Genomic DNA, 15,057 nt, shown 5'->3' with positions numbered 1-15,057 from the left:
GCCCCTTTTAAGGAAAGATGCATGTCACTGATACTAAACCCAGAACATACAGCAGCTTTACCCAAAGCCGTGCGACTTGTTGAAGTAGGCCCACGCGATGGTCTGCAAAATGAAAAAGCTGTATCGCTGGAAGCCAAAGTGGAGCTGGTGAACCGCCTTGCAGAAACTGGCTTGCGCACTATTGAAACCGGCGCTTTTGTCTCCCCTAAGTGGGTGCCGCAAATGGCCGATTCAGCCGCTGTGTTCGCACACATCAAACGTAAGAGCGATATCAGTTATGCGGCTCTTACGCCCAATCTGCAAGGTTATGAAGCAGCCAAAGCAGCAGGAGCTACTGAAGTGGCCGTATTTGGTGCTGCTTCAGAGGCTTTTACCCAAAAAAACATCAACTGCAGCATAGCTGAAAGCCTGGAGCGTTTTGTCCCTGTGATGGCGCGCGCTAAGCTGGATGGTATCAAGGTTCGGGGTTATGTCTCTTGTGTGGTGGGTTGCCCTTATCAGGGTGAGGTAACTCCTGCTGAAGTAGCCAGGGTTGCTAAAGCGCTGCTGGAGATGGGCTGCTACGAAATTTCGTTAGGTGACACTATAGGCGTTGGCACTCCATCTAAAGTGAATGCCATGCTGGATGCGGTGCTGGCGGTAGTGCCGGTACAACAACTGGCTGTGCATTTTCACGACACTTATGGTCAGGCGTTAAGTAATATTTACGTGGCGCTGCAACGCGGTATTGCTGTAGTCGACAGCTCAGTTGCAGGTTTAGGCGGCTGTCCCTACGCTGCCGGTGCGTCAGGCAATGTTGCCACTGAAGAAGTGGTGTATTTACTGAACGGCCTTGGCATTCAGACAGGTGTTGATTTACAACAGCTGGCTTCAGTTGGCTGGTTTATCAGCGAGCAGTTGGGAAAAGCCCCTAGTTCTAAAGTAGGATTGGCGCTTAAGGCCAAATGCCAGCAGAATTAACTATTGATAGCATCTATTAAGGATAAAAAATGGCAGGGTTTAATAAAGTTGTGACCAGCTATGAAGAAGCGCTGGCAGGTCTGAGCAACGGTATGACAGTGATAGCCGGTGGTTTTGGTTTATGTGGTATTCCGGAAGGCCTGATTGCTCAGATAAAAAAAATGGGCACTACGGACTTAACAGTCGTCTCCAATAACTGTGGTGTTGATGGTTTTGGTTTAGGTGTGTTGTTAGAAGACCGCCAAATCAAAAAGATGGTGGCCTCTTATGTTGGCGAAAATGCATTATTTGAAAAGCAGCTGTTATCCGGTGAACTCGAAGTAGTTCTGACCCCTCAAGGCACTCTGGCTGAAAAAATCCGTGCTGGTGGCGCTGGCATTCCGGCTTTTTACACCGCAACAGGCTACGGTACACCTGTGGCTGATGGCAAAGAAACCCGCGAGATTAATGGCCGTAACTATGTACTGGAAGAATCCATTACCGGTGATTTTGCCATAGTTCGCGCCTGGAAAGCCGACCGTTACGGCAATCTGGTCTTCCGCCATACCTCAATGAACTTCAATCCTATGGCTGCGACTGCAGGCAAAATCACTGTGGCTGAAGTGGAAGAAATTGTTGAGCCGGGTGAACTTGAGCCAAGCCAAATTCACACACCAGGTATTTATGTGCAACGTGTGATCAAAGCCAGCTTTGAGAAACGCATTGAACGTCGTATGGTCCGTCAGGCTTAAGGAGCACAGCAAATGGCATTATCACGTGAACAGGTCGCTATGCGGGTGGCTCAGGAATTACAGGACGGTTATTACGTCAATTTAGGTATTGGTATCCCAACATTAGTTGCGAACTATGTACCAGCAGGCATTGAAGTGATGCTGCAATCGGAAAACGGTTTATTAGGTATGGGCCCCTACCCAACCGAAGCTGAATTAGATGCAGATATGATCAATGCAGGCAAAGAAACAGTGACAGCTATTAAAGGCGCGGCGATTTTCAGCTCAGCCGAAAGCTTTGCCATGATCCGTGGCGGCCATGTTGATTTAACCGTCTTGGGCGCTTTTGAAGTGGATCAAAACGGCAATATCGCCAGCTGGATGATCCCAGGCAAATTGGTGAAAGGCATGGGCGGCGCTATGGATTTAGTCGCAGGTGCACAAAACATTATTGTCACTATGACTCACGCTGACAAATACGGCAGCTCCAAGCTATTGGATAACTGTACTTTGCCTTTGACTGGCGTGAACTGTGTGAAAAAGATTGTGACTGATTTAGCTGTACTGGAAGTAAGAGACGGCGCTTTCCATTTACTGGAACGGGCACCTGGCATCAGCGTAGAGGAAATTCAGCAAAAAACTGCGGGTAAGTTAGTTGTTTCGGGTGATATTCCGGAAATGCAGTTCTGATGTAAAACTGATGTTAGAGTCGGAGCTCAAGCTCCGGCTCTAACGAAATGCCTTGGCCTGTAAGCCAGCACCAGCATTATCCCTGTTAATATCGCCACTAATTAAGGCAATCGCATTTTTAGTGCTGACCACTGTCACTTTGTCGATATTACCAATCAGCATCACAAAAGCTGTCTGCTGATTAGCTAACCTGTACCAACCTACTTTGTAATTAGGAAGGTTGATGGCGTTTACTGCAACTTCAGGTTTAAACTCACCCAGCTCTTCACAAATGACCACTGAAACTTTACTTTGCGCAGAGTGGATATCATCAATCTTCGTTTTATATAAACCCGCTTTCAGCTCCAGAGCGTTGTCAGTCATTAACAAAGTGTTATCACTGAACTTAAGACTCAGTAGTAAAAAACACAAAGTACAACAGCTGAAAACCCATAAGGATTGTCTTAACCAAAGGGGTTTAAAATACACCAGAGCCGATAAAACCAAAGCTGGAAGCAGCACACAAACAATAAAAAGCAGCGCATAAAGATGCCAGCCGATCTCAGATAAATACATTTAATTTACTTTCATCAATGAATTGGCCACATGATAATAGCACAAATCAAACTTTTCCTAACCCATTTGTTAAACATTGTTAAATATTTAGTAGCTTTACTAGTCAGGCTGCCGATCCTTGCTGTTCACCCGACACAGAACAACAGTGGATCTGAGGTTCAAACATAAATTTTTGCCGATAAGCCTTAGGTGTCAGGCTGGTGTAATGCACAAACAACTTACGAAAAGATGAGATATCTTCATAGCCTACCTGTTGCATAATTTCCTCTGCTGTCCACAAGGTATTTTCCAGCAGGGATTTTGCCCTCTCAATACGTAAACGCTGTAAATAAGCCATAGGCGTTTCGTCCAGATGTTGCTTAAAACGCCGGATCAAAGTGCGGGGTGTCATGGCAAAAGTTTCGGCTACTTGCTCCAGGCTAAGAGGTTCTGCAAGATGGTGCTGCAAATAGTGCTGAATTTCAGCTAACTTAGCGTCTTTATGCTGTGGTGCCAGTTGCAGTGACAAATAGGGTAACTGTGACGTCCGGTTAGGATCAGTCAACATAATCTTTGCCATTTGCTGAGCAAAAGCTGTGTCCATACACAGCTCGACAAAACGCAGGCATAAGTTCAGGTAAGAGGTAGTAGCGCCGCCAGTTAAGATGCTTTGCTGCTGCACCACCAACTGCTGTAAATCCAATTTGACTTGCGGAAACATCTGGCGGAAATAGTCTTTAAAAAACCAGACCGAAGTGGATTGTAAACCATCTAACAAACCAGTGCCGGCCAAGGCAAAAGTACCATTGCAAAAAGCTCCCAGCCATTTGCCTTGCTGCAACATCAATTGCAATTCTGTTTTGTAAGGATGCAATTCCTGACTGACACGCAGCAGATCCTTTGAGTTGTAGGCATAGAAACCCGGGATCAACAAAATATCAATCTGACTGAAATCTGCAGCTTCAACCTTAATAGTAAAAGGCCCATGCTGTAATTCTGCTTGTGGACCTATTAACAGGGTTTCAAATAGCAGTTGATCACTGTGTTGTATCAGTTGCCAGTATTTATTACAGAAGGTAAAAAAATCGATCACCCCTGTCACACTGCTCATCACTACGTCTTGATTGACCCAAATACCAATGCGTTTCATATTGTCACTTACAGCCTCAATTACGTCATTAGTGACACTTTAGACCTGATTACCCCCAAAGTAAAGTAGCAGCATCAATAAAAGGAGGTGCTTATGTTTCAACTATCAAAACGCACAACGGTGTTGGCTTTATTGGCTCTGGTCTGGGCTATGGTGGTGGGTTTGGCGTGGCAAATACAGCCGGATCCTTTGCTGCATCTGGTGCAAATTCCGATATTACTGGTGCTGACCTTAGGGTTGGCCAGCACCAGCCTGGATGACTAGTTTATCAATCAGGCTTTGCGTTGCAATACAGTCAGTAAACTGGATGTATCCCAACGACCACCGCCCATCGCCTGCACCTGGGCGTAAAACTGGTCAACTAAAGATGTCAGGGGCAAAGTAGCACCGTTGTGACGGGCTTCATTTAAGGTAATAGCTAAATCTTTACGCATCCAGTCAACAGCAAAACCAAAATCGTATTTGCCTTGTAACATAGTGGAGCCACGGTTTTCCATTTGCCAGGACTGAGCAGCCCCTTTGCTGATGGTATCCAAAACAGCCTGACCATCTAATCCGGCTTGTTGGGCAAAATGCATAGCCTCAGCCAAGCCTTGTACCACGCCGGCAATACAAATTTGATTCACCATTTTGGCCAGTTGACCACAACCTGCAGGCCCTAATAAACGGGCACTGCGGGCGTATTTCATCAGCGTACTTTCAGCTTTTGCAAACTCAGCGGCTTCCCCGCCCAGCATAATGGTCAGCAGACCATTCTGAGCACCAGCCTGACCACCTGATACAGGTGCATCTAAAAACCCTATGCCTTTTGCTTTGCAGGCCAAAGTCAGTTCGCGGGCTAAATCGGCTGAGGCTGTGGTGTGATCAATCAATACAGAGCCTGGGGCCATAGAGGCTAAAACACCCTGCTCGCCATAAACGACTGAACGCACATCGTCATCATTGCCTACACATATCATCACCAGATCAGCGCCTGCGGCCGCTTCAGCCGGAGTTGATGCACAAGTACCGCCATACTGCTGCACCCAATCCAGCGCCTTCTGCTTTGTTCTGTTGTACACGCACACTTGCTCGCCTTTTTGCTGCAAATGCCCGGCCATAGGAAAGCCCATAACACCCAAACCAATAAAGGCTACTTTTTGTTGTGATAAATTTGACATAATTTTGACTTATTTCTGTGACAGACTTGAATGCCAAGAAGCTTACTAGAATCAGGGCCTCTGACGCAAAAGCATCAGACGAGTTGCAGAAAAGGACAGTTATGCCAAAGGTTCACCATTTTAAAGTGAAAGACAGTCAAGGCGAGGACGTTGATTTAGCCCAATACAGGGATAAAGTGGTACTGATTGTCAACACAGCCAGTCAGTGTGGTTTTACCTCGCAGTATCAGGAACTGGAAGCCTTATATCAGCAGTACAAGGATCGTGGCTTTGTGGTACTAGCTTTTCCCTGTAATCAATTTGGTGCCCAAGAACCTGGGTCCAACGCAGAAATACAACAATTTTGTCAGCTGAATTATGGTGTTAGTTTTCCGGTTTTTGGCAAGGTACAGGTCAATGGCCTGGATTCAGACCCTTTGTTTGAATACCTGAAAGATCAGGCCCGTGGTTTAATGAAAACCCGCGCTATTAAATGGAACTTCACCAAGTTTTTAGTCAATCGCGAGGGTGATGTCGTTAAACGTTATGCCCCACGCACCAAGCCGTCCAGCCTGCATCAATCGGTTGAAGAAGTGCTGAACAGCTGACGCTTTGATTAAAAACAATATAGACAGCGACTTTTTGCGTTACTCTGAGTTTCGGATCAATAAGCAAGGAGCCACAAAATGAAAGTTGCCGTCTTTAGCGCAAAAAAATACGATCAGACAAGTTTTGCTGATTGGGCAGACCCAAGCCTTGAGTTCAGCTTTTTTGATGGCCCACTGGATCAACAAAGCGCTAAATTAACCCAGGGTTATGCAGCCGTCTGTGTTTTTGTAAATGACGATCTGTCTGCCCCAGTGCTTACTGAATTAAAAGCTGCGGGAGTGGGCATGATCGCCTTACGCTGCGCTGGTTTTAATAATGTCGATGTGGCTGCGGCCAAAGAGCTTGACCTGCGGGTTGCCCGCGTTCCCGCTTACTCACCTGAAGCTGTCGCAGAACACACAGTGGCAATGATCCTGTGTTTAAACCGTAAATTACATAAAGCTTACAACAGAGTGCGGGACGATAACTTTGCGCTCGATGGCTTACTGGGTTTTAACCTGCATGGCAAAACTGCAGGTCTGGTCGGTACAGGCCGTATAGGAGCGGCCACGGCTAAAATTCTGCTTGGATTTGGTATGGAGCTGCTCTGTTACGACATTCAGGTGAATGATGAACTGGTCAAAGCAGGGGTACGTTATGTAACTCTTGAAGAGCTTTGGACAAAATCAGATGTGATCAGCCTGCATTGTCCGTTAAATCCTCAAACTCAGCATATGATCAACGCTGATAGCCTGGCACTGATGAAAGACGGTGTCATGCTGATCAACACCAGCAGAGGTGGCTTAATTGATACTAAAGCTGTGATTAAAGCGTTGAAGGGCCGCAAGATTGGTTATTTGGGTCTGGATGTGTACGAGCAGGAAGCCGATTTGTTTTTTCAGGATTTGTCCGGACAACTGATAGACGATGAAGTGTTCAAGCGGCTACTGACTTTCCCTAATGTATTGATCACCGGACACCAGGCGTTTTTTACGGCCGAAGCTTTACAGCAAATTTGTCAGGTGACCAGTGATAATCTGCTGGCTTTTAAGGCCAACAGATTAAGTGGCAACGAATTGTGATCAAGGGCGGGTTTGATACCCGCCACAAATTATTGTTTTAATTGACGTTCAAAAAACGCAGTAATAGTTTTATGTAAATGGGTTTGCACCGGCTGACCAAACATAGAGTGTTTGCTGCCCGGGTAATCCATACTTTCAAATAATTTACCTTGGTGCTGTAATTCAGAGTACAACTTAGTGCTGTGGGTAAAAAGCACGTTGTCATCCGCCATACCATGGTAAATCAGCAGATTGCCCTGATAGTCTTTCACATAAGGAAAGACTGAGCTTTGCTCGTAGCCCGCTTTATTTGTCACAGGATGACCTAAATAACGCTCAGTGTAATGGGTGTCATACAAAGCCCAATCGGTCACAGGAGCACCTGCTACACCAGCTTTAAAATAATCTCCGGCTTTAAACATCGCCATAATAGCCATGTAACCACCATAGCTGTGGCCATAAATGCCAATACGCTTTGCATCGACATAAGGTAAAGTCCGCAGATACTCAACACCGGTAATTTGATCGACAAGCTCTATATCGGCCAGTTTTTTGTAAATCGGGTCTTCAAAAGCTTTACCGCGATTGTCCGAGCCTCTGTTGTCCAGTTGAAATACCACGTAACCATTTTGTGCCAGATACTGGAAATACAGATCCCTTGCACTCCAGCTATTGGTCACACGCTGTGCACCTGGCCCAGCATAGACCCCTACTACAACAGGGTACTTTTTGCCCTTTTCAAGCTGTTTTGGTTCAAATATACGGTAATGTAAGGTCTGGCCATCTTTTGCTTTTAAGGTGCCAAAACGCGGTTTAACCAAAGTATCTTTAAATGGAGCTAATGGATGAGAACCGCTGACATCATTGCTTTCCAGTACAGTCAGCACTTTGCCTTCCACAGTCTTAAGTTCAACTTTAGTTGGCTGTAGTACGCTGGAATAGCTGTCAATAAAACTCTGGCCTGTTTCAGCCATAACCACTGCATGCGAAAAATCAGCCTGAGTTAAACGCTTCGCTTCGCCCCCTTTGACTGGTACTGAATACAGATGACTTTCGAGCGGTGTATCTTTGCGGCCAGAGAAATAAATCATGCCTTGCGTTTCGTTGATCGCTTCTATTTTATTAACAACCCAATCCCCCTGGGTCAACTGACGCACCAAAGTGCCATCCAGTTTATACAAATACAAATGTTTATAACCGTCCCGCTCCGACGCCCAGACAAAATGTTGCCTATCTTTTAAGAAATGCAAATCGTCATTTAAGTTAAGCCAGGTTGAGCTTTGTTCCTTCAGCAACACCTTAGTTAAACCTGAAGGCAATTCAACAGAGCGCAATTCCAGATGCTGCTGATCCCTGCTTTGCCACTGATAGGTTAACAAAGAGGCTGTTTTACTCCAGTTCACCCGCGCCAGGTAAATATCCTGCTCTTTGCCTAAATCAAGCCACTGCACTTGAGGCTGTTCAATGCCTACAACTCCCAGCTTTACCTTCACATTCGCTGTGCCGGTAAAAGGATAACGCTGATTAAAAAGCTTAATTTCGTCGGCATAAATTTCATTACGAACAGCTTCAGCTACAGGCGACTCATCAATCTGACTAAAGGCAATTTTGCTGTCATCAGGTGCCCACCAGTAACCTGTCATTCGGCCCATTTCTTCCTGAGCAACAAATTCAGCCATACCATTTTTTATCAGACCTTTGCCATCTGTGGTTAATTGGCTTTCTTTGCCCGATTTGAGATCCAATACAAAAATATTTTGCTCCCGGATAAAAGATACATACCGGCCTTTGGGCGATATTTGTGCATCGGTTTCAAAAGCTTCAGTGTTTGTTAACTTGCGGGCTTTTTGGCTGACTAAGTCGTAATAATACAAGTCGCCATTCAGCGGAAACAGCAAGGCTTTACCATCTTTGGACCAGTTATAGCTGACAATACCGCTGGCAAATAAGCGTAAACGTTCACGCCTTGCTTTTTCTTCATCTGACAATAGCTCAGGACCGCTAAACAATTGATCTGAATCAACTAAAAGACTGTGTTTACCTGTATCAATCTGGTATTGCCACAAATCCAGCCTGTTGGCGTCTGTTTCTTTGCCTTTGAGGTAAGTCACACGACTGCCATCAGGTGAAAAGCTTAAAGAACGAGGCGCTGTGCCGCTTAATGCGGGTTCAGCGAACAAACGTTCTAAAGGTAAAGTGGCATCTGCATAAGCTGTAGCTGAAAGTAGCAGTGTTGCTAAAGCAGCCGGAGTAAGAAGTTTTTTCACCAGTGAAGATCCTTGATTTGAATAACCACCCTATCTGAATCGACTTTGAGAAAAACAGCAAGTCGGATCGGACATTTTTCATTTATTTAGGTTCAAATTTTTCGTTCATTTTCCGAAAAAAAGCGCTAAAAACCAGTGAAAGCACCAGCTTGGTGCGACAACTTACCAAAATAGCGCGTTCAATTAACATGAAATCACGATAGACAAACAAAAGTTTTTCAAATATGGTCTGTACAGAGCTCGTAGAAAAAAAATGAGCCAACACAAAAATCCAGATGAGAAGGCAACATCCATGAAGAAAGAAATAACCAACTACCATCCAGTTGCTGCCGCCATAAAAATCGCTTTATGCGGCAGTTTATTGTTCAGTACTTCTTTAATAGCTCAGGAAACAACCGAAGCCGCTGCTGAACAAAAAGCAGAAAACGCTGCAGTTGAAAAAATTGCGGTTATAGGTGCTCGTGGTGCTCCACGTTCTGTAGGTGATTCTGCTGTTCCTGTTGATGTTATAGGCGGTGAAGAGTTTTCAAAAAACGGCACCAGCGATATGGTTAGCCTGATGACTGCAGCTGTGCCATCTTTCAACGTTAATGCTCAACCTATTAATGACGCTTCAACCCTTATCCGCCCGGCTAACTTACGTGGCTTACCACCAGACAGCACCCTGGTATTAGTTAATGGCAAAAGACGCCACCGTGCCGCTGTGATTACCTTTTTAGGCAGTGGTATTTCTGACGGCTCACAAGGCCCTGATATTTCTGTTATCCCTTCTATTGCATTAAAACAAGTTGAAATTTTACGGGATGGCGCAGCCGCTCAATACGGTTCAGACGCTATTGCTGGTGTGATTAACTTCCGCTTAAAAGATGCTGATGAAGGAGGCTCTTTTGAAGTAAAAACTGGCCAACATTATGAAGGCGACGGTGATTTGCGCCAGATTTCCGGTAACATAGGTTTGCCTTTTACAGATAATGGTTTTGCCAATATCAGTGGAGAATATAAACAAGCCGATCCTACCAGCCGCTCTGTGCAACGTAGTGATGCTGCAGGCTCTGCTGCTGCTGGGAATCCTTTTATTGCAGATCCGGCTCAGGTATGGGGTTCACCTGAATTTAAGCGGGATGCAAAGCTATTTGCCAATATAGGTCTGGAAGTAGCAAAAGATCGTGAATTTTATTTATTCACTAACTGGGCAGAACGTGATGTAGAAGGTGGTTTTTATTTTCGCCATCCGACCACACGCAGTGGTGTCTACTCTAATGATGACGGTGCAAGCCTGCTGATTGGTAATCTGGATGAGAGCTTAGGCAGTTGCGGAACTATTGCAGCGAGAACAGGTACAGGTGACAATACCCGTATCCGTGACCATGCAGATATTATGGCTGACGTGGATGCACTTCCAGCACACTGCTTTACGTATTACAGTATGTTGCCGGGTGGTTTTACACCCAAGTTTGGTGGCGTAGTTACAGATACAGCTATAGCTTCAGGTGTAAAAGGTGAACTGGAATCAGGCTGGGCTTTTGATGCCAGTATGTCGATTGGCCGCAGCGAAGTAGAGTTTTATATAAAAGATACCCTGAACCCTTCTTTAGGCAAAGATACTCCGCGTGATTTCAGTCCTGGTAAGTATGTACAGTTGGAAAAAGCAGCCAACTTAGATTTTAACAAACCAATTGACGTAGATGCTTTACCTTACCCGCTGAACGTAGCTGGTGGTGTTGAGTATCGCGATGAAACCTTTGAGATTTATGCCGGTGATGCAGCATCATTTGAAGTGGGCCCATTGGCTTCACAAGGTTTTGGTATAGGCTCAAATGGTTTCCCTGGCTTTAAACCTGAAGATGCTGGTTCTTTTAATCGTTATAGCTATGCAGCTTACACCGAGTTAGGCGCTGAATTCAGTGACGATTTCCGTATGGACTTTGCCTTACGTTTTGAAGACTTTGAAGACTTTGGCAATACCACCAACGGTAAACTGACAGCGCGTTATCAGGCTACCGATGAAATAGCATTCCGTTCAGCAGTCAGTACTGGCTTCCGTGCTCCTACTGTGGGTCAAAGCCATGTGCGTAACGTAACCACATCCTTTAGCCCTGAAGGCTTAGTTGATACAGCAACTTTACCGCCTGATCATCCTATTTCACTGCAAAAGGGTGGCAAGCCATTAACTCCTGAAAAATCAAAAAACTTCTCTATAGGTACAGTGCTTGAAGTGAATGATTGGTACGTCACTTTGGATTATTTCCATATCAAAGTAGATGACCGCATCAGTCAAACATCTGGCTTAAAACTAAATCAGGCAGACATAGACGCTTTGCTGGCCTTAGGCGTAAATGATGCCAGCAGCTTTACCAGCGTAAAATATTTCACCAACGATTTTGATACCACGACTCAAGGCCTGGATTTAGTAGCTAACTATGGATTTGATCTGTGGGATGGCCGCACTACTCTGGCTTTTGCATATAACTGGACTGACACTACGGTGGATCGTATCAGCGAATACCTGATCGATGGCGAGCTGACAACCAATATCAGTGATGCCAAAAAAGAGCAGTTAGAACGTGGTTTACCTCGGGTTCGGGGCAGCTTCACAGTGAATCAGAACTATGGTGACTGGAAAGGTTATGTTCGCTTTAACCATTTTGGTGCCTTTTATGAAGACCACTTAGACAATGGTGTGTTATTGGAAGCTGACGGCGGCATACCTATTGAAGTAGGTTCAGCAATTACCGTTGATGCGGAAATCAGCTACAGTATCAACGATAGTTATGAAATCAGTGTTGGTGCGCAAAACTTATTTGACGCCTACCCTGATGAACATAAATGGCAGGGTATAGCGGGTTCTAAATACCCAACTACTGCAGTAATGGGCATTAACGGTGGTTTCTATTATGCCCGTCTAAACTATAGCTTCTGATCAGAAGTGTTCCCGCTAAAAGCCCGGTTTGATACCGGGCTTTTTTATGTCCATGGATGGACGGTATGTCGCAACTGTTGGGAACATTGTTGCGACGATGTCCATGGATGGACGGTATGTCGCAACTGTTGGGAACATTGTTGCGACGATGTCCATGGATGGACGGTATGTCGCAATTGTCGGGGTGATAACGGTCTTTCGCCTCTGGCGCAGGCCGGATGCTTGTTGCGAAGATGGACACGCATGATATTCAACATCCCCCCTCCGATTTAGTCATTGCAGATCTGGTATGACCATGGCAAAGTGCTTTCAGATTTAGATACGAAAGACAAAAGATGGACTTAATTCCCTGGAGCTACGCGACACAATACGGTTTTACCTTAAGAGGATTTTACACCTGTCCCAGTGGTAAACCGGTGTTGCATATTTTGCATGGCAACGGCTATTGCAGTCGGATGTACCAACCCTTTTTAGCCCAACTTGTTCCCTATTTTGATTTATTTCTATCCGACGCTCAGGGTCATGGGGATAGCGACCATGGCGGCACTTTTATAGGTTGGAATCAAAGTGCAGATCTGGCTCATGATGCCTGGCTGGCGCACAAAGACTTATTTTCTGATGCCCCCTGTTATGCTGTTGGACATAGTTTTGGTGGAGTATTAACAGCACTTATTAACAGTAAAACAACCAGTCCATTTGATGCCGTAGTTTTACTTGATCCGGTGCTATTTACTCCTGGGATGCTGACCCTGATGCAAACTCTGGATTGGCTGGGTTTTTACAAAAAAAATCCAATGGTTAAAAAGGCGCTCAACCGCCGTCAGCAGTGGCCAGATAAAGATTCTGCTTATACCTACTTACACCAAAGAGGTATGTTTAAAAACTGGCAGGATGATGCGTTGGCAAGTTACATCGATCATGCCTTGTATCATAGTAATGACGGCCTGGAACTAAAATGCAAAGCTGAACGCGAAGCCGAAATATTTGGCTCATACCCAAAAAAGCTTTGGTTTCAGTTAAAGCAACCCTGTAGCCCTACTCTTTTGATTTATGGCAACAAAACCTACCCATTTGTCAGCAAGTCGGCAGAAAAATGGCGCAACTTAAATCATTCTGTTCAGTTGCATAAGCTAACTGGTGGTCATTGTTTTATGCAGGAAAATCCAAAAGAAAGCTCGGGTTTGATACGGGACTTTCTGTTACCACAGCAAAAGAACGAAATATGACAATTTTTAATCAGTAATACCATTCGACTGTCTGCGCAGTTGCTTTATAATGGCGCCAATTTTCTCCGGATCCAGATAAATATGAAACATAGTATTATTGTGAGTGCTGTATTGCTGGCTTTGGCTGGTTGTAGCCAATTACCTCAGCAGACGCCTGCTCCCATGAAGAAAGTCATTGAACCTGTGGTCGCTCCGGAACCTGATTTAGTCGAAAATGAAGTATTAAATGACAACATTGCGCAGGCGCAAGCGACTGACTTTGGCCATATTTTTATCGACCGGGATATGAGTTTTACTGGCACTTTACCTTGTGAAGGCTGCCCGGGCATAAAATATCATGTCAATCTGTTCCAGGATGGCAAGTTTGAAGCCCGTCAGGAATTTATTGATCAGCATGAAGTAAATCTGGTGAAAGGCACCTGGTTACTGGAAGGCCGGGTGATCCATCTGATGTCTCAGCAGGCAAAGATTCCCTCGTTCCAGTTTGTCAGCAATAACAAAGTTGTACTATTGGATGAAGCTGGTAAACCTGTAGTGTCTAAAGATAACTATGAGTTAGTACGCTCCAATGATTTTATTAAACTTGATACCAGTATGCAGATGCTAGGTATGTATCAGGTTGTTGATAATAATGCTTTTTTTACCTCATGTAGCAATGGTGAAAAATCATCTGTCGCCATGACTCAGCATCATATCCCTATGCTGCGTAATTACCAGACAGACAAAAATCTGAACGGAAAAGCAGTCATTGCCACTATGGTTGCACGTCAAAGCCCAAAAGAAGACAAGATGTTGTTTGTCGAAAAGTTTGAACAATTTTGGCCTGGAGCAACCTGCCCTGACAAATTGAATGTAGCTAAGGTACAAGGTATTGTCTGGCGGGTAGAGCGGGTGAAGTTTATCCAGGTACCACAACACTACAACTTACGTATGCTGTTCAATGATAATGCCAAACTCTATGGTTTTTCAGGCTGTAATGTCTTTAATGCAAGCTACAGTCAAAGTTCTAACCTATTGAAAGTAAACCCTTTAGTCAGCACTAAGAAGTACTGCGCTCAAAGTAACTACTATGAATCAAACTTTACTCAACACTTACAGATGGCTGATCGTATTGAGTTAAATGGTGATAAGTTACAACTTTTCCATAACAACGAAGTTGTGGTTGAAATGAGGCCTGCACTTAATTAATCATTCTGATGCCTTTGTGATGTCGTTGATGTCACAAAGGCTCTGTTTTTTCTGTATACCCTTCTGTAACATCTCTTAGCGCTTGCTGATTTCTGTCTGTATCCAGCCGTATCGCAAATTCACAATGGTCCTGCTGTAACCAGAATACTGTATTAATCAATCGTCTTTGTTGGCTCCACAGCCCTTTTCTATAATTCAAGCCCGCCCTTGCGCTTAACGTTAAGCTTGGATTACCACCCAGTAAGGCATTCAGTAAACGGCTTAGAGCGATAAAGATGTTGTTGCTGTAGGTGCGTAGGGAATTGGGCATGGTTGGCCTTGGTTTTATCTGTTTGAATTGAAATACTTTTACATAAATATAAATAGGGTGCAATCGCCTGTAGGGGCGGTAGTTTGGGATTTTAAGAGCGGATTGGTGTTGAATTCGGGGGCGGTGAACTACTTGAACAGCGGATTTGTTCTGAATTCAGTGCGGTGAACTACATTATTGCGGGCGGTCAGGCGGCAGCAGGCCGTCTTGTCCGGCCTTTCGCATAGCTCAAGGCGTGAAACAGGCGTGACGCAAAACTGTTTGCGTCCCATTTTTCCTGTTTCACCCTGGCGACCGCCTGTGGCAACGCAAAT

General features: G+C 44.9%; 15 protein-coding genes. 9 read left to right on the top strand and 6 right to left on the bottom strand.

Annotated features, from left to right (window positions below; all coding sequences use genetic code 11):
* The first annotated feature begins 21 nt into the window (after positions 1-21).
* The 3 genes from RHEIN_RS10265 to RHEIN_RS10255 are packed head-to-tail and all read left to right on the top strand — an operon-like array spanning position 22 to position 2,360.
* Positions 22-960, top strand: a complete 939-nt coding sequence (locus RHEIN_RS10265) for a hydroxymethylglutaryl-CoA lyase (protein ID WP_008898904.1) — start codon at positions 22-24, stop codon at positions 958-960.
* Between the two features lie 29 nt (positions 961-989).
* Positions 990-1,691 (top strand): CoA transferase subunit A, encoded by a 702-nt coding sequence (locus RHEIN_RS10260; RefSeq protein WP_008898903.1) that lies wholly within the window; start codon positions 990-992, stop codon positions 1,689-1,691.
* Between the two features lie 12 nt (positions 1,692-1,703).
* The gene (locus RHEIN_RS10255) at positions 1,704-2,360 is read left to right on the top strand and encodes a CoA transferase subunit B (protein ID WP_008898902.1); all 657 of its coding nucleotides are present in this window, start codon (positions 1,704-1,706) and stop codon (positions 2,358-2,360) included.
* Positions 2,361-2,399: 39 nt separating this feature from the next.
* On the opposite strand, the gene RHEIN_RS10250 is transcribed toward RHEIN_RS10255, so the two are convergent.
* Positions 2,400-2,915, bottom strand: coding sequence for a hypothetical protein (locus RHEIN_RS10250; protein WP_008898901.1), 516 nt, complete (start codon positions 2,913-2,915; stop codon positions 2,400-2,402).
* 103 nt (positions 2,916-3,018) lie between these two features.
* Positions 3,019-4,044, bottom strand: a complete 1,026-nt coding sequence (locus tag RHEIN_RS10245) for a GlxA family transcriptional regulator (RefSeq protein WP_008898900.1) — start codon at positions 4,042-4,044, stop codon at positions 3,019-3,021.
* Positions 4,045-4,137: 93 nt separating this feature from the next.
* On the opposite strand from RHEIN_RS10245, the gene RHEIN_RS21040 reads away from it, so the two are divergent.
* Positions 4,138-4,308 carry a hypothetical protein gene (locus RHEIN_RS21040; protein ID WP_008898899.1) on the top strand — a complete coding sequence of 57 codons (171 nt, stop codon included), beginning with the start codon at positions 4,138-4,140 and terminating at the stop codon, positions 4,306-4,308.
* 8 nt (positions 4,309-4,316) lie between these two features.
* Here the strand turns inward: RHEIN_RS21040 and RHEIN_RS10240 are convergent, their stop codons facing one another.
* Positions 4,317-5,204, bottom strand: a complete 888-nt coding sequence (locus RHEIN_RS10240) for an NAD(P)-dependent oxidoreductase (RefSeq protein ID WP_008898898.1) — start codon at positions 5,202-5,204, stop codon at positions 4,317-4,319.
* Between the two features lie 101 nt (positions 5,205-5,305).
* Between RHEIN_RS10240 and RHEIN_RS10235 the strand changes: the two genes are divergently transcribed.
* Positions 5,306-5,791 carry a glutathione peroxidase gene (locus RHEIN_RS10235; protein WP_008898897.1) on the top strand — a complete coding sequence of 162 codons (486 nt, stop codon included), beginning with the start codon at positions 5,306-5,308 and terminating at the stop codon, positions 5,789-5,791.
* 78 nt (positions 5,792-5,869) lie between these two features.
* Complete coding sequence (locus tag RHEIN_RS10230; RefSeq protein ID WP_008898896.1) at positions 5,870-6,853, top strand: 2-hydroxyacid dehydrogenase; 984 nt, start codon at positions 5,870-5,872, stop codon at positions 6,851-6,853.
* A gap of 29 nt (positions 6,854-6,882) precedes the next feature.
* On the opposite strand, the gene RHEIN_RS10225 is transcribed toward RHEIN_RS10230, so the two are convergent.
* Positions 6,883-9,099, bottom strand: coding sequence for a S9 family peptidase (locus RHEIN_RS10225; RefSeq protein WP_008898895.1), 2,217 nt, complete (start codon positions 9,097-9,099; stop codon positions 6,883-6,885).
* 292 nt (positions 9,100-9,391) lie between these two features.
* On the opposite strand from RHEIN_RS10225, the gene RHEIN_RS10215 reads away from it, so the two are divergent.
* From RHEIN_RS10215 to RHEIN_RS10200, 3 genes are all read left to right on the top strand, one after another.
* Positions 9,392-12,019, top strand: coding sequence for a TonB-dependent receptor plug domain-containing protein (locus RHEIN_RS10215; protein ID WP_008898893.1), 2,628 nt, complete (start codon positions 9,392-9,394; stop codon positions 12,017-12,019).
* Between the two features lie 335 nt (positions 12,020-12,354).
* The gene (locus tag RHEIN_RS10205; RefSeq protein WP_008898892.1) at positions 12,355-13,245 is read left to right on the top strand and encodes an alpha/beta fold hydrolase; all 891 of its coding nucleotides are present in this window, start codon (positions 12,355-12,357) and stop codon (positions 13,243-13,245) included.
* 81 nt (positions 13,246-13,326) lie between these two features.
* Positions 13,327-14,433 (top strand): META domain-containing protein, encoded by a 1,107-nt coding sequence (locus RHEIN_RS10200; protein ID WP_008898891.1) that lies wholly within the window; start codon positions 13,327-13,329, stop codon positions 14,431-14,433.
* Between the two features lie 31 nt (positions 14,434-14,464).
* On the opposite strand, the gene RHEIN_RS10195 is transcribed toward RHEIN_RS10200, so the two are convergent.
* Both RHEIN_RS10195 and RHEIN_RS21225 read right to left on the bottom strand, forming a co-directional pair.
* On the bottom strand, positions 14,465-14,743 hold the full coding sequence (locus RHEIN_RS10195; protein ID WP_008898890.1) for a hypothetical protein: 279 nt from the start codon (positions 14,741-14,743) through the stop codon (positions 14,465-14,467).
* A gap of 128 nt (positions 14,744-14,871) precedes the next feature.
* Positions 14,872-15,057: hypothetical protein (locus RHEIN_RS21225; protein ID WP_237704355.1), on the bottom strand; the 186-nt coding region annotated here is incomplete at its 5' end.

The organism is Rheinheimera sp. A13L, assembly GCF_000217935.1.
Classification (GTDB): domain Bacteria; phylum Pseudomonadota; class Gammaproteobacteria; order Enterobacterales; family Alteromonadaceae; genus Pararheinheimera.
The sequence above is the reverse complement of the archived record's forward strand: the minus strand, read 5'-3'. Positions and strand labels throughout refer to the sequence as shown.